The following is an 18,977-nucleotide window of genomic DNA, read 5'->3' on the forward strand; positions in this document are numbered from 1 at the left end:
TGATGCCTTGGCAACTATGGAATCCATCAAGTGCGTGACACCTCGGTTCCATGCCCGAGACCGATGCGACTGCATCCTCCGCATATCGAACGGCCTCACGCAGGCCGAGAGGATCGGGATAAACGAGCAAGCGCGCATGCGACGCTCCCGCCGCGCTGCCGGCCGGGATGTCGCTCCGCCGACGCGTCCCTCTCCTGGAGGGCGCCCAGCCATTCCGCGCCGCGCAGGGCAGGGGCTTTAACTCTTTCTCCCGCCGCGCGGGCGCTTGCGGCGTGCCGGATCGAAACCCGATGCGCCCGACGCCCCGGGTCCGATGCAGCCGCAGCCGGGCCTGCCATGGTCCGGCCCCCTCTGCCGCGCGAGACAGGCTATGTCGTTTCTTGGAGAAAACATCATCCGCGGTGCAAGATATGACTAAACCGCATCCTGCAATTGCTTCATCTGGACGAGATGTGGAATATCTACATGTCTGTATTCCAGGCGAAAATTCTAATATGCCCCGAGCTCGGGAGGCCATACTTCGGCAAGATATATTATATTTAATTAAAGAAAGAGATGATTTGCGGGGAAAAATCGCCCAACTGCAGCAAGTCATCTCCGAATATCGTGCGGAAATAGATTCACTTCATGTGGCGTTAAATCATGAAAGGGCCGAGCTAAATCACGAGAAGCAGGCCATCGCGACGATTTATGCCTCAAACTCCTGGAGGATGAGCGCTCCCATCCGTGCTGTTTCGACGGCCCTCCGACGCATCCTGGGATCCCCGGCGGAGGGGAACCCAGTTCTATCGCTTCCGCCGGAAGTTACCTCGCTTCCTCGGCTGGAGGCGCCGCAACAGCAGAATGTGGACGTCTCCCTCCCGGCGCCTGTTTCTTCTCGTGGCAACATCTTCGTCATGGCCGATCATTTGCCGCTCTTTGATCAGCACAGCGGCGGCCTGCGGCTGAAGACGATCATGGAGTTGCTGAGCTCAGCAGGATGGTCCCTTGTTTTCGGTTCCTTGTATTCTGCTGAAAAACAACCGGGCGTTCTCTCAAGTCGTGAGGGAAGAATCCGATACGAAGATTCGCTGCGTGAGGCTGGGGTATCTCAATTTATTTACGGGATAGAGGAGGTCCAGGCCTTCATGCGCGCATCGGGCCGCGGTCTTGACTGGGCTTTCCTGTCGTTCCCCGAGGTTGCATCCGCGATCATCCCAAGCATCCGCAGCCATTCCCGAAAGACCCGCATCATCTTCGACATGGTGGATTTCCACGCCCTGCGCCTGTCGCGCGAAGCGGCGCTGCAGGGCGACGCGGAATTGCTTCGTGAAGCGGAGCGTCAGAAGGCGATCGAGATCGCCTGTGCCGAGGCGGCGGACCTGACCGTCGCGGTGAGCGCGGACGAGAAGGCGGCGCTGCTCGAACTGGTGCCGCAAGCGGCCGTGGAAGTTCTGCCCAACATCTTCAGCATTCCCCGAGAAGCGCCCGCGGGCGTCGCGGGCCGCAAGGGCCTTCTTTTCGTCGGCGGCTTCTGGCACCGCCCGAACGGCGATGCGGTCCGCTGGTTCGTCGAACGCATCCTGCCGCGCATCCGTCGCGAGGCGCCGGAGACCGTGCTGACCATCGTCGGCAGCAACATGGGCGAGGATGTGCGGGCCCTGGGCGAGCGGCCGGGTGTGGAAGTGCTGGGCTTCGTCGAGGATCTCGCGCCGCTTTTCCAGGTGAGCCGCGCCTTTGTCGCGCCCCTCCGATTCGGGGCGGGCATGAAGGGGAAGGTGGGGCAGAGCATGGCCCACGGACTGCCGGTCGTGGCCACCAAGATCGGCGCCGAGGGGATGAATCTCCGGCATGGCGAGCATGTCCTCGTCGCGGACGGCGAAGAGGAGTTCGCCGGCGAGGTCCTGCGGCTGCTCGGCGACGATGTCCTCTGGACGCGCCTCTCGGAACGGGGGCTGGGGCTGATCGAGGCCACCCTTTCGGTCCGGGTCATACGCAGTCAGCTTGAGGCCCTGCTGAGTGGCTAGAGTCCTCGCCGCGGGCATCTACATGACGGAGGCCGCGAGTTCCGTCGCGCACATCGCGCACGCCCTGGCTTCGAGCGCCGAGCATCATGTCGTCCAGCGCTGGCTCGCCATCGCTCCGGGCGGGCGTGGGCGTTTCGACCTCCCGGGGACGCAGATGGTCGTGACGGAGCCCTTGCCGAAATTCGAGCTGCTGGCCCGGCTGACCGACGATGCCGCCGATTTCGACTATGTCCTGCTCTGCGACGACGACGTGGAGATGGGAGCCCATTTTCTCGACCGGCTTCTCGAGGTCGCCGGCCGACACGATTTTGCCCTGTTCCAGCCGGCGCGGACGGTCGACAGCTACACGGATCACCCGATCGTCCAGGTCATTCCAGGCCTCTCGGCCCGCTGGACGCGGTTCGTGGAGATCGGGCCGGTCACATGCCTGCGGCGCGACGCGGCGGAGCTGCTTCTGCCCTTCGATGCTTCGGTCGGAATGGGCTGGGGACTCGACCTGGTCTGGCCCGTGGTCATGGAAGAGGCCGGCCTTCGGATGGGCATCGTCGACGCCGCGCCGATCGCCCACCGCATTCGCCGCGCCGCCTCGGCCTACTCCGCCGTCGCCGCCCAGGAAGCGATGGCCTGGCTACTGGCGCAGCGACCGCACCTGGCCTTGGAGGACGCCTCCAGAATCCTCGAGGCCTACACGTGACGCTCGAGATTTCCGCGATCCTGACGACGTGCAATCGCGCGGACTTGCTGCCACGGGTGCTCGATGGCCTCGCGAGGCAGACCCTCCATCCCGACCGCTTCGAAGTGGCGGTGGTGGACGACGGGTCCACCGACGCCACCGAGTCGGTGGTGCAGGCCTGGCGGGACAGGCTGCCGCTTCGGTACTTCCGGAAGAATTCCGCGGGCGTGGCCGCGGCCAGGAATCTCGGCACGCTCGTGGCGCGGGCGCCCATCGTCCTTTTTCTCGACGACGACGACGTCGCCTGCCCCGAACTGCTCACCGCGCATCTGGCGATGCACCTCCGATGGCCGGATCCCGGCATGGCAGTCCTTGGACTGACGACGCTCGATCAGGAGGTCCTGCTGTCACCCGTCATGCGCCACGTGACGGAAGTCGGCCACGAGCTGTTCTGCTACAGTTCGCTGAAGCCCGGCGAGATTCTGGACTTCACCTCCTTCTGGGGCGGGCGGGTTTCCTGCAAGCGTGGGCTGCTCGTCCGCTATGGGCTGTTCCATCCGGATTTCCGGTTCGGCTACGAGGATATCGAGCTCGGCTGGAGGCTGGCCAGGGTTGGCCTGCGGGTGGTTTACGAACCACGGGCGCATACCGAGATGATCCGGTCCATCACCTTCGATCAGTTCTGCCATCGCTCGTACCAGCAAGGCCGCTCCCAGCACCTCTTCGCCGCCCTTCATCCGGACCCGACGATCCAATCCTATTGCGCGATCGACGATGGGCGGCGGGCCTGGGCCGCGGAGCGTCTGGAATATGCCGGGCTCCTGCGGTGGACGCGGCAGCTGGAGCACCTGACCCTCGCCCGGCGCGCGGCGGGGCTGCCCGCGCATGACGAGTTGCAGCAGGCACTCACCGGCGCCTACCGGCAGAGCTTTTTCCTGTCACGCGCCAAGGGAATTGCCGATGCGGCCGCCGCGGCGGCGCCCCCCCTCCCTGCGTTGTACAAGACAGGAAGTGTCTTCGATTATGGACTGGACGGACCATCGCCGCGATGACCGTTCGTCATCGGCATGCAATTCTCTGAGCAAGTTTGCTTCTGTCGGTCCTTTATTCAAAGAGGATGGAATTCTCCCAGTCTTTCACGCCTGCCTTGATCGGATGATAAAGCATATTGCTTTTCTTGAAGATTTCGGGAGCCTCATGGAAGTATCCTGGCCTCGATGGACGCCATTGAAAGGTTCCAGGGTCCAGATAGTCGCTGTCCGGCGTGTTTTCGTAATTGAGGTTGCGTCGCGCGGGCGGCGTGAATGGGCCTCTGCCGCCGATATCCTGCACCTCGAAGCCGCTGACCAGCGCTGCGGTCGGAAAAGTGAATTCGTAATGTCCCCGCCAAGCGGGATCTCTCATCATATCCTGATAAATCTGGATAAACCGCCGAGACAATCGCATGACGGGATGAAAGGCACGACATGTTTGCTCCGCGGTGACGTATTGCGGCGCCCTCGCATGCCTCCAATGATACCAATTGTTGGAATTTATTTTTGGAATTACCGTCGATGTCAACAAATCCGCCGAATTTTCGGAAAATTGCCTGAAGAAAAACTCCCAGGATCCGCTGAAGTCGACGTCGTATTCCAGAAACCACACAAAATCCGCATCCAAAGCAGCAGCGCAAGGGATTATAATCAAATCCAATAATCCGCCTTGTATACCGCCTGTGCGCTCCATTTCCAAAAACCTGTTCGGCAGGACAGATTCGGCCGACTCGTATGGGACATCTATCTGAGGCTCAGGTTTATTTTCGGGATTGAAGACCATTCGCCAATCTATATGCCGATGATTTTCGGCAACAAGGCGCCGATAATGTCCTAAAATTCTTTCGGATGGTACGTGGAAAAGAAATATACCTGCCGTCTTCATTTTTTGCCCGATATACTCAATTTACATTTATTTGGTTATCTCTGCCCCATTTCGAGAAGCAGACTGATACTCCAGCGCGCAGGCACGCTAGCTGCGATAAGGGCTCTCGGCCAGTCCCCGGTGAAAGCGGGCTCCGAGCGGGAAGCTCCGCGACGTCATGCTCGGGGATCTCCGCGCGCGAGGATCTGCGGCCGGCCCCGTCACAGACCTCGCCGCAGAAAGGCCAGGCGACAGGCTGATACGGTGGCGGGCACTCCGCTCTCAGCGTGACGGATCGCGAAGGATCAGCGCCCAGGCTTCGGCGATCTTCCGCCGGGCGCCCATATTGAGCGCGGCTGCCGTATCCTCGCTGATCAGCTTGCTGGAATTGGTCTCGGCCGCCAGCACCAGTGCCTCTGCAGCCCTCTCGCGTGTGTCGCGAGGCAAGGTATGGATCAGCGAAATCATCAGCACGTCCAACAGATCGACGCGCGTGTTGAGGGTTTCCACGACCGCCAGTGCCTGGCCGGTGAGAGACGGCTGCCGTCCGTCATCGCTTGAAGTCATCACGCGCTCCTTGCTCCGTATCTGCAATCGCGCGGTGATCGGGGAGTTTCCCCGGCTCGCCCCTGGAAATATGCTCACGACACGGAAAATGGCGGCGCTTTGGGCATTCCGAGTCGCGGGGAGGCAGAGCGGTCGCGGGAAATTCAGCGCCGCCCCCCAAACCCGGCGGTTCAGGCGCTCGGCCTGTAGTTCTGGGCGAGCCGGGATCGCCCTCAGCGCCAGCCGCGGTGCCAACCGTAGTGTGGGTGCCACCAGCCCCAGCCATAGGTCGCATGGTAGCGCCACGCATAGCCCGGGGCGGGAATGGCATAAGTGGGCGCGACATAGGCGATACCGACAGGCGCGCCTGGCGGCTCGGCGACGCATCCGCCCAGCACGGCGACAAGGGCGATAGCGGCGAGTATCCGGGGCAATTCTAAACCTCCTGTTGAAGATCCATCTCAGAATCGGATGCCTGCAGGCTAATGGAACGGAACGTCCTGCCAAGCACATAACTGCATCATCGTGGAAAGCCGCCACGCCACGCCTGATCCGGTTATGGCGCATGGTCCGCGCATCATCGAAGCACGGAAATGGCTGTGGATCATCATCTCTTCCAATGGAGGAGGTGGGAGTGGAATGAGGGGATCAGCCAGCCACGGCCGGCTGTGTCCCCACCGCGGCCAGGGCGCCGGAGCATATGATCGTGCATGGCCCGCGCCGCCTCCGGCGCGCGACCCTCCGTCAGCAAGGCGATGATGGCGTCGTGCTGCCCGGTGGCGCGGCTGGAGCGGATGGCTCCCCTCAGGAGCGCGTGGCGCAGCGGTTCCGCCATTTCATTCGCCAGGTCCAGGGTCGGGTTGGGGGAAGGCGAGGTTGGCCTGAAGATACCCCCCTACGGCGCCTCTGCTGCCCTCATTGCCCTGTGCCATGCCGAAGCTGGGCGAGCAAAACGAGGAGATTCTGGTGCCCCTGCCGGGCGGGGCGGAACTCACGAGGCCAAGGTGGTCCCCGGGTGAGGCCGGCCGAATGACCGCCGTGCCGGCACCTGCATAATCTTCCCCACAAGTCCCGACCGGGCAGGCGAGCAACTACCGGCGCAGGAAGGCGCCGACCTCACGGTTGAGGAAATCGACATCTGCCGGCATGCCGCCGCCGGCCGAGGCATGGCCGGTGATGGTGCCGGGACTGATGCGCACCACGCGGACATCGCGGATGAAGCGCGCCGCGTCGATCGGCTCGTATTCCGGATTGAGCAGGTCGCCGGTGCCATGCAGGATCAGGGTCCGGGCCCGGATGGCGCGCAGGGCGGTCACGAGGTCGCCATTCATGCCGGGCGTCGCGCCGATGTCGTGCCGCTCATAGGCCCAGGTCTGGTAGAGCCAGTCATTGGCGTCGAAGGCGTTGATCAGCGACGCCTCCTGCGCGCGCAGCCAGGGCAGCACCTCCAGCGGCGCGCTGGGAAACTGGTCACGGTACATCTCGGGCGCGCGCGCCGCGAGGAAGCTCAAGATGTCGCGCCACAGGCGGATGCCGCGCTCGGGCGGGGCGGTGTAGTTGCCGCCGTTCCAGGCGGGGTCGAGCATGATCGCCTGACGGCTGGCATCGAGCACGGCAACCGTCCAGGCTGGCGTGCGCGCGAGCGGCACCATGGCCACCAGGTTGTCCATGAAGGCCGGATGGCTGACGCCCCATTGCAGGACCTGCATGCCGCCCATCGAAGGGCCGACCACGGCCACGACATGGTTGATGCCGAGATGCTCGGTCAGCAGGCGATGCTGCGAGGCGACCATGTCGCGGATGGTGAAGCGGGGGAACTGCATCCGCGGCTGGGCGCGGCTGTTGCTGGGCGAGGTCGTCAGCCCGTTGCCGATCGCGTCGGTGGCGATGATGAAGAAGCGGTCCGTGTCCAAGGCCTTGCCGGGGCCGATCATGAAGTCGAGCCGGTGATGATTGCCACTGATGGCCGTCACCATGAGGATGGCGTTCGAGCGCTCGGCGTTCAGCGTGCCGTGCGTGACGTAGGAGATCGCAAAATCGCGGATCGCCTCGCCGCTTTCCAAGCGCAGATCGCCCATGCTGAAGCTCTGGTGCGGCGGCTGGCTGGGGGTATGCGCGTGGGCCGCAGGGGCGAGCAACAGAATGCACAGCCAGGCGAACGCCAGGCAGCGTTGCAGCGTCACCATCGCATTTCCTCCACGTTATTATTGTCGCTTGCCGAGCAGCGTAGCAGCGTCAAGCAAGGCGAGTAAGAGCCGACGCCCCAGGAGGTTGAATTGACTGAACCCGTCGCGCTTCGCGGAGTCGGCGCGGCATGGTACAGCGGCCGCCAGGAAGGGCAGGGCGGCCGCCATCGCGCCGTGGCGCAGATTCAGTCCGCGGCTCAGTAGGTCAGCATCACGAAGCAGCCGGTGTTCTGGGGCGTGCTGGTATCCGGGAAGCAGCCGCTGGTGAAATTTTCCATCGCGCCGGATCTGCCATGGCTGGCGATGATGGACATGGCGCGATCGATGTTGGGCGTCTGGGCGGTAGTCAGCACCCGCCGCATGTCGGTCAGGAACGCCGCCTCGGCGGTATCGGTGTCGCGGTACCGGATCGTGGTGAGGGTCTGGTATTGGGAAATCCGCACATCCTTCGAGCCCAGCCGAATGGTGCAGGCTCGGGCGCCTTCGGGTTCGGCTGGCTGGCATGTCCCTTGGTTGGGCAGCGCCTCCATCATAGTCCGACGAGCCGCTGGATCGGTGCTGCGGCTGGGAGCGGTCCCGCAGGCAGTCGCGAGGAAGAGGAAGGGAATGACGAACAGGCTCTTGAGCATCGAGGGTTCCTGATGGTGAGAAAGGTTCAGATCCTCACCTAAAGGTGAGAAGGATGGCCGGATCAGGGCGAAATGCCCCATCTTGGGAACACATTAAGGGAGTCTCACCGAGCGGCGGATGGCGCCCGGCGCCAGGATTGAAAGCCGCCTGTCGGCACCACCTCTTGACCCTCGTTCAACAACTGAAAGGAGGTGGTCCGATGTCTCATTGTCACATGCCGCATATGGCGGCTCTCACGAGCACGACCCCCGCCTCGGGGATCAAGCTCGGCTGAGCTGTCCGCCTGGGCAGGACAACGGAAGCGCCGTCCCGTCACAGGGGCGGCGCTTCGCTTTTGGAATGGATGCTGGCGGCCTGCCGGGACTTGGCCCGGGCCCCTCGGCCAGGGTGAGCGCTCGGCGGAGGGAGCATGGCCTCGACGACAGCCGGCCCCGCGGATTCCCGGCGAACGCCGATGGCCAATCCAGTGCTCTGAAAGAAATGATGCGGGCAAGGGATTGGACATCCGTGCCGGATCAACAACCAAGCCATGGAAAGAAATGGCGTCCCTTAGGGGATTCGAACCCCTGTTGCCGCCGTGAGAGGGCGGTGTCCTAGGCCTCTAGACGAAAGGGACGTGGCCGGAGCCGAGCTTCTAGATGGGCTTTCTCCCGGGATCAAGCGGGGGGTATGCGGAAAGCCCTGCGCTCAGCGCAAACCTCTTAACGCGTGGGCACCGCCGTCCCGGGAATGACCTCGCCCACGGGCCGCCCGGTCCGCGCGTCGAGGAAGACGATCCGGTCGCCGTCCGGCCGCTGCACCAGTACGGCGAAGCGCCCCTCGGCGCCCGCGATGCCGACGATCCGGCTCCCCGCCGGCAGGTCCAGGCTCATCGGCGGCAGCGACGCGCCACCCCCGCGCCCGGCGCGCTGGACGAGGACCACGACGAGGGCCACGGTGCCCGCGACGATCATCACCCCCATCGCCACAACCAGGATTTTGAGTGCCCGCATTTGTCCAAGACCCATGAGATCGCCGCGACCGAGGCCGACCAGGGCACGCGCCTGGACCGCTTCCTCGCGGAGCGGATAGGCGGTCTCTCGCGCTCTCGCGTCAAGGCGCTGATCGAGCAGGGCCACGCGACGCGCGACGGCGAGGCGGTGACCGAGCCCGCCCATGCGGTCCGCGCCGGCTCCACCTACACGCTCGCGCCGCCCTCGCCGGTGCCGGCGAAGCCCGCGGCGCAGGCCATGGACCTCGACATCCTCTACGAGGACCGCGACCTGCTCGTGCTCGACAAGCCGGCCGGCCTCGTCGTCCACCCTGCGCCGGGCAATGCCGACGGTACGCTGGTGAACGGCCTGCTGGCCCATGCCGGCGAGGAACTGGAGGGAATCGGCGGGGAGAAGCGGCCGGGCATCGTCCACCGGTTGGACAAGGACACCTCGGGCATCATGGTCGTGGCCAAGACGCAGGTCGCGCACCAGGCCCTCTCCGAGGCCTTCGCCGCCCGCGACCTGGACCGCGAATACCTGGCCCTCGTCTGGGGCATGCCCAGCCCCGCCAAGGACGAGATCGAGGCCGCCATCGGCCGGCATGCGACCGACCGCAAGCGCATGGCGGTGGTCGAGCCGCGCTCCCGGGGGCAGGCTGCGGGCGCCACCTCGGGCAAGCACGCGGTCACGCGCTACACGACCGAGCGGTCCTGGTTCGGGGCGGTGGCCCTGCTGCGCTGCAAGCTCATGACCGGCCGGACCCACCAGATCCGCGTGCATCTGGCGCATCGCGGCCATCCGCTGGTGGGCGACCCGGTCTATCTCCGGCGCACCCCGGCCGCGAGCAAGCTCCTGCCCGACGATATCAGGGAATCCCTGCTGGCCTTTCCCCGCCAGGCCCTGCACGCGACGTCACTCGCGTTCAAGCATCCGGTGACCGGGGCGATGCTAACCTTCCGCTCGGAGCCACCGAAGGACATGCAGGATCTCCTGATCCAACTCAGCACGTCCCCCGGCTGAGTCTCTCATCCTGGGGCGGAAAGCTCCTATCCGGACCAAATTGGTCGGTTTTACTGGACACCGACTGACAACCCGGCTAGGGTTACGACATTGGCAACGCGCCGGGGTGCCGCTCGAAGACCCAGGCTACTGAGACCGCCCCCTCCGTGACCGGGGCGGATGCAGCCGGGAGGGCCCCGACCGCGTTAGCCGTAAAAGTTGCGTGCCTGCCGCCGTCACGGGGTGGGGCGCGACGCAGATGGAAGGCTTTCTATGGCATCCCTCAGCATTCCGATGGCCCCCGAAGGCAACCTGTCCCGCTATCTGCAGGACATCCGCAAGTTTCCGATGCTCGCCCCCGAGGAGGAGCTGAGCCTCGCCAAGCGCTGGCGTGACGCCGGTGACGAAGGCGCCGCCCACAAGCTCGTGACCTCGCATCTCCGCCTCGTGGCCAAGATCGCCATGGGCTACCGCGGCTACGGCCTGCCCGTCGGCGAGCTCATCAGCGAGGGCAATGTCGGCATGATGCAGGCGGTAAAGCGCTTCGATCCGGATCGCGGCTTCCGCCTGGCCACATATGCCATGTGGTGGATCCGGGCCGCGATTCAAGAATACATCCTGCACAGCTGGTCGCTCGTGAAGATGGGCACGACCGCGGCGCAGAAGAAGCTGTTCTTCAATCTCCGCCGGCTGAAGGGCCAGATCGGGGCGCTGGAGGACGGCGACCTGCAGCCCGAGGTCGTGGCCAAGATCGCCAAGACCCTCGACGTCCCCGAGCAGGACGTGGTGAGCATGAACCGCCGGCTGGCCTCGCCGGACAACAGCCTGAACGCCCCCGTCCGCGCCGACAGCGAGGGCGAGTGGCAGGACTGGCTGGTGGATGAATCCGAGAGCCAGGAGGAGGAACTCGCCGAGCGGCAGGACATGTCCAACCGCAAGGACATGCTGAACGGCGCGCTGCGCACGCTGAACGAGCGCGAGCGCCACATCCTGATCGAGCGGCGCCTGAAGGACGAGCCGACCACGCTCGAGGAGCTGAGCCAGCAGTACAACATCAGCCGCGAGCGGGTGCGGCAGATCGAGGTCCGCGCCTTCGAGAAGCTGCAGAAGAGCATGAAGCAGCAGATCGTCGAGCGCAGGCTCGCGGTCGGATAATTGCGCAGGCTCGCGGTCGGGTAACGGGTATGGACGAGGCGGCGCCGGGCAACCGGCGCCGCCTTTTTCATGGGCTCGACTCGGGCTTGCAGGGGCCCTGTCGATGGCCTCCGGCCCGCCTATCGCGGCGCGCCGGATCCACTTGCCGGCGCCTGGGGGCCGTGCGGATGCTCGGGGCTGTACGAATGGGTCGACATCTCGCCGGTCGGCGCCCCGATCTGGCCCTCCGGCCCGTAGAAGGCGATGTGCAGGCCCCAGTAGCCGGTGGCGAAGATCAGCAGCGCCGCTGCGAGTCCGGCCGGCACGCCGGCCAGCCTGCTCTTCAGCGCCGGCAGGAAATGCACCTCGCGGGTATGGTCGGCGGCGATCGCGACAATGACCGCCATGATCAGGGCATGGCCGATGAGGTCGATCCGCCCGAAGGGATAGACCGCCAGGTTGAAGATCACGAAGAGCGCGATCGCCGAGAGCCGGCGCACCAGCGGCGTCCAGATCATGCCGAAGCCCATGGTGAACTCGGCGACGCCCGCCATCGGGATGAAGGCGTCGCGCGGCATGCCGAGGGTCAGGAAGGGCTTCTCGACGACGAGCGGGTAGAACCACTCGGGATAGGCGAACTTCTCCAGGCTCGACCACATCAGCGCGATCGCCACACCCCAGCGAAGGACCTCGAAGCGGTGCCTCCGCCATTCCGGACGGCTGGAGGATTCCAGCACGAGGTAGGCCGCGACGCCGACGCCGAGCGCGAGATAGTCGAGCAGGTGGAAGATGTCGTAGTCGCGCAGTGCCATCAGCCAGAGCCCGATGATGCCGGCGGCGGCGAGGGGCCGTGTGGCCCGCGGGATGACCAGGGCCGCGATCAGCAGCTGCGCCCAGGAGACCCATTCGGCCGGTGTCTTCAGGTCCGGCGTCAGGTAGACGCCGCCCACGGCGAAGATCGCGACGAAGAAGGCTGCGATGACGAGGCGAACGAATTCGTCGAGCCTCTGCCAGAGCGGGTCGGTGATCCGGTCCATCCGGGCAAGGATCGCTTCGCCCGCCGGGGATTTCTCGATGGCGCGAGTCACCAGGAAGAAGATCAGCACGAGGCCGAGGCCGGTCCAGAACCAGGGATTGGTCAGGGTCGCGGTGACCGGCTGCGGCGGCGCGCCGACGATATAGGGCGCGAACCATTTGACATGCGCCTCGGCCGGCCATGGGTTGAGCAGCAGGCCCGCAAGACAGGCGGGCATGGCGAAGCGCCGGATACGCCTGTGGCCATGGGGGTTCGCGACCATTCTCTGCCCTCGCATGGCTGATGCAACAGCTGTGGGATCCGATACTGTCCGGATTGGGTAGATGCGGGCTGCGCGAGGGTAAAGGATCGTCGCGAAAGATTATTCGATGCAGTATAATAACAATAGGTTCCGGCTGGTCGCTTCCCTGCTGTCAGGAGGCCTTGGATTCCGCGTTCTTCTTGCGCGTCGCCGCTGCCTTCCGGGCTGAGGCGGAGCGTTCCGCGGCGCTGCGGGAAGCCGCGGCCCTGCCGCCCATCTTTCCACCCTTGTGCGCCGCCGGATGGCCGGTCTCCGCGCCGCGGCCGGAGCCGCCCGCCTTCTTGCCGCCGCCGTCGTCCTTGTTGACGGTCGCCCAGGCGCGACGCTCGGCCTCCTTATCCGGGATGCCGCGCTTCTCGTAGCCCTCGGCGATGTGGTCGGCCTTGCGCTCCTGCTTGTCGGTGTATTTGGACTTATCTCCGCGTGGCATGCTGCCCCTCCTCGATGGCGGTTCATCCGCCCGGAAAACGAGGGACCGGCCCCTGGAGTTGCGCGCGCGGAGCGGCCCGTGCCGCTTCCTGCAATCGCATGCTCCGGGTCCGCAGCGATGGCGGCTCGCATCGCCGGATGCGCGAGTGAAGCCCTCAGTTTACAACTTAAACGCGACACGTTCGTGGTTAACATGGCGCACGGCCTGCCGACCGACTGCGATTCATCCCCCACCGGCCGATTCATCCCAAAAACGGAGCATGCGATGACCTTCCTCTCCCCCCCGGAAACCCAGGCCGCCCCGCTGTCCTTCAGCGGGGGCTCCTTCGGCGATCCCGCCGCGATGCTGGCCACGGCCCGATTCGCGACGCTGGAGACGCGGCTCGAGCCCGACACGGCGAGCTTCTGGGCCCATATGCATCCCGGCCCGAAGCCCAGCTTCACGCTGGATCTGCTGCAGGACATCCTTGCCCAGCAGGCCCTGCTGCGCGACGCGCTCTCGGCCGATCGCCGCGCCAGGTTCGGCACGGCGCTGCGCTACTACGTCATGGGCAGCCGGCTGCCCGGCATCTTCAACCTGGGCGGCGACCTCGCCCTCTTCGCGGAAAAGATCCGCAACCGCGACCTGCCGGCGCTGCGCCGCTACGGCCACCTCTGCGTCGAGGCGATCCACGGCAATGCCGAGGCCTTCCAGGCCCCCGTCGTCACCATCGCGCTGGTGCAGGGCGACGCGCTGGGCGGCGGCTTCGAATGCGCCCTGGCCTTCGACGTCATCGTGGCCGAGCGACAGGCGAAGTTCGGCCTGCCGGAGATCCTGTTCAACCTCTTCCCCGGCATGGGCGCCTACAGCTTCCTGTCCCGCCGGATCGGCCAGGTGGAGGCGGAGAAGATGATCATGTCCGGCCGCCTCTACTCCGCGGAGGAACTGCACGGCATGGGCATCGTGAACGTGCTGGCCGGGCCGGGCGAGGGCGAGGCCGCGGTGCGCGACTACATCGACAACGCGACCCGCAAGCACAACGCCCAGCAGGCGCTGCTGCGCGTGCGCCGGCGCGTGGATCCGGTGACATTGCCCGAGCTGAAGGACGTGGTGGACATCTGGGCCGAGACGGCGCTGGGCATCTCGGAGATGGACCTGCGCAAGATGCTGCGCCTCACCCAGGCGCAGGAGAAGCGCGTGGCGGCCGAGCTGGGGGCGCGGGTGCCGGCGATGGCGGCGGAGTGACGTGATGGGAGCGAAGCGTCGGGGGAGGTGTCCGGCCGCACATGCGGCCGGCCCCGCCGCCCGGCCTGGGGCACAACAAAAACCTCTCAGCTCCGCTGCTGCCCCATTCCGCCCTTGCCCTCGCGCAGCAGCAGCGGCCGCGCCCGGTCGAGCTCCGCGGCCAGCCGCTCCACGATGGACCGGCCCTGCTCGCGCAGCACGTCCGGCCCGACGTTGCGGCACAGCAGGCAGAGCTCGCAGAGCGCGCGGGCGCCCACATTGGCGGCCGCGCTGTGCAGCGCATGCGCCTTCGCGCGGAAGGCGCCCGAATCCCCCGCCGTCACCGCGCGCGACAGCTCGCCGAGGGTGAGCTCCGCATCCTCCAGGAACTCGGTCACCACCTCGTGCGCGAATTCGGCGCCGCCCAGCAGCTCCAGGTCGTCCAGCGCGCGCTGGTCTACCAGCACGGCTCCGGTCGGGCGGAAGCGCGGGTGGCTGGCGATGGCGGCGATGCCCGGGGCCGTCCCGGCGCCCGGCTCTTCCGGCAGGGGCAGCGCCTCGATGGCGCCGAGCAGCGCGGCCGGGGTCAACGGCTTCACGAGGCAGCCGGCGAAGCCCGCCTCCTCGCAGCGCCGGCGCGCCTCGTCCGTGGCATCGGCCGTCACCGCGAGCCAGGGCACGCGCCGCCGGCCCAGCGCCTGCACGGCGTAGAGCTTCGCGGCCTCGATGCCGTCCAGCCGCGGCATGTTGAGGTCCATCAGCACGAGGTCGAAGTCGCGGGCCTCCAGCACGTCCAGCGCCTCCTCGCCGTCGGAGACGAGGGTGGGCTCGTGGCCGGCGGTCTCCAGGATGCGCGAGACCACGCGCAGGTTCACCCGGTTGTCGTCGGCGACCAGCACGGAGAGGCGCCGGCGGGCGGCGGGCTGCGGCAGCGGCGCTTCGCCACGGCGGACGGTGCCGCCGGCCAGGAGCAGCGCCGCCGCGAGCTGCTCCGCGGTGGGCGCCGGCGGCAGCAGTGTGACGAAGGCGCGCCGCAGGGGCAGGGGCGGCAAACCCTCGGGCTGGTCCGGCGCCAGCAGGATGGTCCGCCAGGCCCCGGGGGGATCCAGCGCCTCCAGCGCCTGGGCGAGGGCGGCTGGCGCCATGCCCAGGGCCCGGGCGTCGACCACCAGCAGCCGCGGGGTGGCGGCCGGCAGCCCCTCCAGCGCCGCCACGGCCTCGGCCAGGGTCGCCGCGGCGCGCAGCCGCAGCCCCGCCGCGAGCCAGGCTTCGGCGCGGCCGTCGACGCCGGGGGCCAGCAGCACCGCCTCGGCCGGCGGCGCCTCGGCGACGGGCGCCGCGAGCCCCATCGGCAGCGCGCACCAGAAGGTGCTGCCCACGCCTTCGAGGCTCTCGACGCCGATCTCGCCGCCCAGCAGCTCCGCCGTCCGCTTGCTGATCGCCAGACCGAGGCCGGTGCCGCCGAAGCGGTTGATGATGCTCGCGTCCGCCTGGGAGAAGGCCTCGAAGATGCGCGCCTGCGCCTCGGGCGCGATGCCGATGCCGGTGTCCGTCACCTCGAAGCGCAGCCGCACGCCGCCCTCCGTCGGCACGGCGTCGGCCGCGACCACCACGCCGCCCGAGGCGGTGAACTTCAGCGCGTTGCCCACCAGGTTCAGCAGCACCTCACGGGTGAGGGAGGCGTCGCCCGCCAGCCGCCGCGGCGTGCGGGGCGTGGCGTGGAAGGTGAAGCGCAGCCCCTTTTCCCGCGCGGTGCCGGCCAGCATGCGGCGGACCTCGTCGAGCATGGCCGGCAGGTCGAAATCCTCGTGCCGGACCGGCATCTGCCCGGCCTCGATGCGCGAGAAGTCGAGGATGCTCTCGATCAGCCGCAGCAGGTTGCGTCCGGCATCGGTGACGGTGCCGGCCATCTCGCGCTGCTCGGCGTCGAGCTCGGAATGCTGCAGCAACCCGCCCATGCCGATGATGGCGTTGAGCGGCGTGCGCAGCTCGTGGCTGACGCTGGCCAGGAACATGCTCTTGGCCTGGTTCGCGGCCTCCGCCTGGGCCTTGGCGGCCGAGAGCTTGCGGATCAGCGTCGCCGCATAGGCGGGGATGGCGATGAGCCCGAGCATGAAGCCGGCGGAGAGGTGGGGCTGCTCGCGCCAGAAGGGGGTGAAGGCCACGACCCCCGCGAAGCCCAGTATGGCCAGCGCCTGCCCGACGCGGAGCCAGGTGACGCCGAAGCGGAAGCCGTTGCCGAGGATGGCCCAGAGGTAGAGCGCCGCCAGCACCGACGTCTTCTCGCCGCCGACATGCATCTCGTAGGAGAGCAGGGCCATGTCCAGCGTCAGCGTGACGACGCGCCGGAGGTTGTTGACCGCGGGGAAGACCAGGATGTGCGCGAAGATGGCGATCGCGAAGATCCAGTAGACCGCCACGACCTCCAGCGTGTGCCACGGCATGCCCTCCAGAAGGAGGAAGATCGTGATGATCAGCGCGAAGGCGAGCCGGTTGAAGCTCATCTCGTGCTCGGTGTCCGGCCGGCCGCGCAGCGTGCGGAAGCTGAGGAGGCCGGCTCGCGGCCGTTCCGCGGGCTGCTGGCTCATGGCGTCACGCGCTGGGATGTCACGCGCCGGGCGCCGGCGCGTCCGCCCCGGCCAGCCGGCCCTCCAGCGCCGCGGCCGTGACGGGGTGGCTCACGAAGAAGCCCTGGATCTCGTCGCAGCCCAGCTCGCGCACGGCGTCCAGCTGCGTCTGCGTCTCGACGCCCTCGGCCACGACGCGCATGCCGAGGTTGCGGCCGAGCGAGACCACGCCGGCCACAATCGCCGCGTCCACCGCGCTGCCGGGGAGCTGGGAGACGAAGGAGCGGTCGATCTTCAGCCGCTGCACCGGGAAGCTCTTCACATAGACGAGCGACGAGTAGCCCACGCCGAAATCGTCGATGGAAAGGCAGACGCCGAGCTCCCGCAGCTCCCGCAGCGTCCCCGCGACCTTCTCCAGGTCGTCCATCGGCACGCGCTCGGTGAGCTCCAGGTCGAAGGTCGCGGGCGCGAGGCCGGCCTCCTCCAGCGCGGCGGCGACCAGATTGCGCACGTCGGCCTGGCGGAAGAGCGAGGGCGAGATATTGGCCGAGACGCGGATGCCGCCCCCCGGCAGGCCGGCCCAGGCGGCGCCCTGGCGGCAGGCCGCGCGCAGCACCCAGGCGGTGATGGGGGTGATGAGCCCGGTCTCCTCCGCTGCCCCCAGGAAGGCGCCGGGAGCGAGGAGGCCGCGCTCTGGATGGTTCCAGCGCAGCAGCGCCTCGGCGCCGACGAGGCGGTTGGTCGCAAGGCAGAGCTGCGGCTGCCACAGCAGCTCGAACTCGCCGCGGGCCAGCGCGCCGCGCAAGTCGGCCTCCAGCTGCATGGCCTCGCGGGCCGCCTGGTCCATGGCGGGGTCGAAGAAGCTGTAGCCCTTTCCGCCCTCGGACTTGGCCCGGTACATGGCGAGGTCGGCGTGGCGCAGCAGCTCCTCGGCCGAGGTCGCGTCGCCGGGGTAGAGGGTGATGCCGATGCTGGCGGCCATCTGGACGCTGCGGCCGAGCACGGCAAAGGGCCGCTCCAGCGCGTCCCGGACGCGCAGCGCGAGATGCGCGGCCTCCTGCGCCGCGCCGACGTCGCTCTGGAGGATGGCGAACTCGTCGCCACCCAGCCGCGCCACGAGGCTGTCCTGGCCGACCGCCTCGGTGAGCCGGGCCGCGACGTCGCGCAGCAGGCGGTCGCCCGCCTCGTGGCCGAGCGCGTCGTTCACCGCCTTGAAGCGGTCGAGGTCGAGGATGTGGAGTGCGAAGGGCGCGTCGCCGCGCCGGCCGCCGGCGCGCCCGCAGCGGTCGCGCAGCCGCTCGCCCAGCATGGAGCGGTTGGGCAGGCCGGTCAGCGCGTCATGGCGGGCGAGGTAGAGGAGCTGCTCCTCGGCGCGCTTGCGGTCGGTGATGTCGATCGAGGTGGTGACGACGGCCATGACCCGGCCCTCGCCGTCGCGCAGCGGCGCCTTGGTGGTGAAGAGCGTGCGCGAGCCGCCCTGGCCGTCCGACAGCTCCTCCTCGAAGCCGGTCATGGGCAGGCCGGAGGCGAAGACCTCGGCGTCGGCGGCGAGCCCGCGTGCCAGGCGGCCCTCGCCCAGGATCCGCAGCGCGTCGTGGCCGACCAGCTCGGCTGGGGTGGAGCCCGCGATGGTCGCCTGGCGGGCGTTGACGAAGATGAGCTTTCCCGCGCGGTCGGTCGCGCTGATCATGGCCGGCACGGTGTCGATGAGCTGGGCGAGGGATTCCCGGCTCTCGCGCACCAGCGCGTGGCGCGAGCGCTCGGAGGCCTCCAGGTCGCGCGCCAGGGCCTGGACCTGCCGGCGCGCCTGGAGCTGGTGCTGGCGCAGCGCCAGCAGGTTGCGCACCCGCGTGCGGAACTCGGCATGGTCCACCGGCGAGACGAGGAAGTCGGTGGCGCCGGCCTCCAGCGCGCGCAGGCGGAAGACGGGATCGTTGTAGGCGGTGACGACGATGATCGGCACGTCGGCGCCCGTCGCCTTGGCGCGGATGCGGCCGGCCACCTCGGCGCCGTCGAGATGCGGCATGCGGTAGTCGCTGATGACGAGGTCGGGCCGGTGGCCGTCCATCCAGGCCAGGGCCAGCAGGGGATTGCCGAAGGTGACGACCTTCGCCGTGGGCTCCACCGAGACCGCGAGCTGCGCGAGAATCTTCCGGTTGGTGCCGCGGTCGTCAAGGATCAGGATCAGGGACATCAGGGAGCCGGCCGCGGTTTCACATCCGGCGGTTTCCCCGCCGGTGGGTGCTGATGCACCTTCCCGTGTGTCATGAACATGGCCGCGCGATCCCGCGGCCGCCCAAGGCGTGCGACCTCTTCGGGGCGTCCCGGCCTGAATGCATTCCAAATCAATGAATTATCCTTTCCGCGCGCGCGGCGCGGCCTTGTGCTCCATGGTG

General features: G+C 67.4%; 16 protein-coding genes and 1 tRNA gene. 6 read left to right on the forward strand and 11 right to left on the reverse strand.

The window, feature by feature from the left end:
• Positions 1-845: 845 nt before the first annotated feature.
• Genes AC1ROY_RS27175 through AC1ROY_RS27185 form a run of 3 tightly spaced genes read left to right on the forward strand, consistent with a single transcriptional unit; the run spans position 846 to position 3,731 of the window.
• Positions 846-2,006: a glycosyltransferase gene (locus AC1ROY_RS27175; RefSeq protein ID WP_493152056.1), complete on the forward strand. Its 1,161-nt coding sequence runs from the start codon at positions 846-848 to the stop codon at positions 2,004-2,006.
• Positions 1,999-2,700, forward strand: a complete 702-nt coding sequence (locus AC1ROY_RS27180) for a hypothetical protein (RefSeq protein ID WP_493152057.1) — start codon at positions 1,999-2,001, stop codon at positions 2,698-2,700. The genes AC1ROY_RS27175 and AC1ROY_RS27180 overlap by 8 nt, the downstream gene beginning before the upstream one ends.
• A complete protein-coding gene (locus tag AC1ROY_RS27185; RefSeq protein ID WP_493152058.1) occupies positions 2,697-3,731 on the forward strand; it encodes a glycosyltransferase family 2 protein in 1,035 nt (344 codons plus the stop codon). Before AC1ROY_RS27180 ends, AC1ROY_RS27185 begins: the two co-directional genes overlap by 4 nt.
• Before the next feature lie 52 nt (positions 3,732-3,783).
• On the opposite strand, the gene AC1ROY_RS27190 is transcribed toward AC1ROY_RS27185, so the two are convergent.
• From AC1ROY_RS27190 to AC1ROY_RS27220, 7 genes are all read right to left on the reverse strand, one after another.
• Positions 3,784-4,494 carry a hypothetical protein gene (locus tag AC1ROY_RS27190; protein ID WP_493152059.1) on the reverse strand — a complete coding sequence of 237 codons (711 nt, stop codon included), beginning with the start codon at positions 4,492-4,494 and terminating at the stop codon, positions 3,784-3,786.
• 363 nt (positions 4,495-4,857) lie between these two features.
• On the reverse strand, positions 4,858-5,142 hold the full coding sequence (locus AC1ROY_RS27195) for a hypothetical protein (RefSeq protein ID WP_493152060.1): 285 nt from the start codon (positions 5,140-5,142) through the stop codon (positions 4,858-4,860).
• A gap of 212 nt (positions 5,143-5,354) precedes the next feature.
• Complete coding sequence (locus AC1ROY_RS27200; protein WP_493152061.1) at positions 5,355-5,555, reverse strand: hypothetical protein; 201 nt, start codon at positions 5,553-5,555, stop codon at positions 5,355-5,357.
• A gap of 657 nt (positions 5,556-6,212) precedes the next feature.
• Entirely contained in the window at positions 6,213-7,307 is a 1,095-nt protein-coding gene (locus tag AC1ROY_RS27205) for an alpha/beta fold hydrolase (protein WP_493152062.1), read from the reverse strand.
• Between the two features lie 197 nt (positions 7,308-7,504).
• A complete protein-coding gene (locus tag AC1ROY_RS27210; RefSeq protein ID WP_493152063.1) occupies positions 7,505-7,936 on the reverse strand; it encodes a hypothetical protein in 432 nt (143 codons plus the stop codon).
• Positions 7,937-8,477: 541 nt separating this feature from the next.
• Positions 8,478-8,553, reverse strand: a tRNA-Glu gene (locus AC1ROY_RS27215).
• Between the two features lie 85 nt (positions 8,554-8,638).
• Positions 8,639-8,929 (reverse strand): DUF6476 family protein, encoded by a 291-nt coding sequence (locus AC1ROY_RS27220; RefSeq protein WP_493152064.1) that lies wholly within the window; start codon positions 8,927-8,929, stop codon positions 8,639-8,641.
• Between AC1ROY_RS27220 and AC1ROY_RS27225 the strand changes: the two genes are divergently transcribed.
• Positions 8,930-9,931: an RluA family pseudouridine synthase gene (locus AC1ROY_RS27225; RefSeq protein WP_493152065.1), complete on the forward strand. Its 1,002-nt coding sequence runs from the start codon at positions 8,930-8,932 to the stop codon at positions 9,929-9,931.
• A gap of 252 nt (positions 9,932-10,183) precedes the next feature.
• Positions 10,184-11,065 carry an RNA polymerase sigma factor RpoH gene (gene rpoH, locus AC1ROY_RS27230; RefSeq protein ID WP_493152066.1) on the forward strand — a complete coding sequence of 294 codons (882 nt, stop codon included), beginning with the start codon at positions 10,184-10,186 and terminating at the stop codon, positions 11,063-11,065.
• Positions 11,066-11,184: 119 nt separating this feature from the next.
• On the opposite strand, the gene AC1ROY_RS27235 is transcribed toward rpoH, so the two are convergent.
• Both AC1ROY_RS27235 and AC1ROY_RS27240 read right to left on the reverse strand, forming a co-directional pair.
• Entirely contained in the window at positions 11,185-12,297 is a 1,113-nt protein-coding gene (locus AC1ROY_RS27235) for a hypothetical protein (protein WP_493152067.1), read from the reverse strand.
• Positions 12,298-12,493: 196 nt separating this feature from the next.
• Positions 12,494-12,811: a plasmid stabilization protein gene (locus AC1ROY_RS27240; RefSeq protein WP_493152068.1), complete on the reverse strand. Its 318-nt coding sequence runs from the start codon at positions 12,809-12,811 to the stop codon at positions 12,494-12,496.
• Positions 12,812-13,075: 264 nt separating this feature from the next.
• Between AC1ROY_RS27240 and AC1ROY_RS27245 the strand changes: the two genes are divergently transcribed.
• Positions 13,076-14,035 carry a crotonase/enoyl-CoA hydratase family protein gene (locus tag AC1ROY_RS27245; RefSeq protein WP_493152069.1) on the forward strand — a complete coding sequence of 320 codons (960 nt, stop codon included), beginning with the start codon at positions 13,076-13,078 and terminating at the stop codon, positions 14,033-14,035.
• Between the two features lie 86 nt (positions 14,036-14,121).
• Here the strand turns inward: AC1ROY_RS27245 and AC1ROY_RS27250 are convergent, their stop codons facing one another.
• Together AC1ROY_RS27250 and AC1ROY_RS27255 are read right to left on the reverse strand one after the other, a co-directional pair.
• The gene (locus AC1ROY_RS27250) at positions 14,122-16,602 is read right to left on the reverse strand and encodes an ATP-binding protein (RefSeq protein WP_493152070.1); all 2,481 of its coding nucleotides are present in this window, start codon (positions 16,600-16,602) and stop codon (positions 14,122-14,124) included.
• A 19-nt stretch (positions 16,603-16,621) separates the two neighbouring features.
• Entirely contained in the window at positions 16,622-18,775 is a 2,154-nt protein-coding gene (locus AC1ROY_RS27255; RefSeq protein WP_493152071.1) for an EAL domain-containing response regulator, read from the reverse strand.
• Positions 18,776-18,977: the final 202 nt, after the last annotated feature.

This window comes from Roseococcus sp. GW821-FHT12F05 (assembly GCF_058806835.1).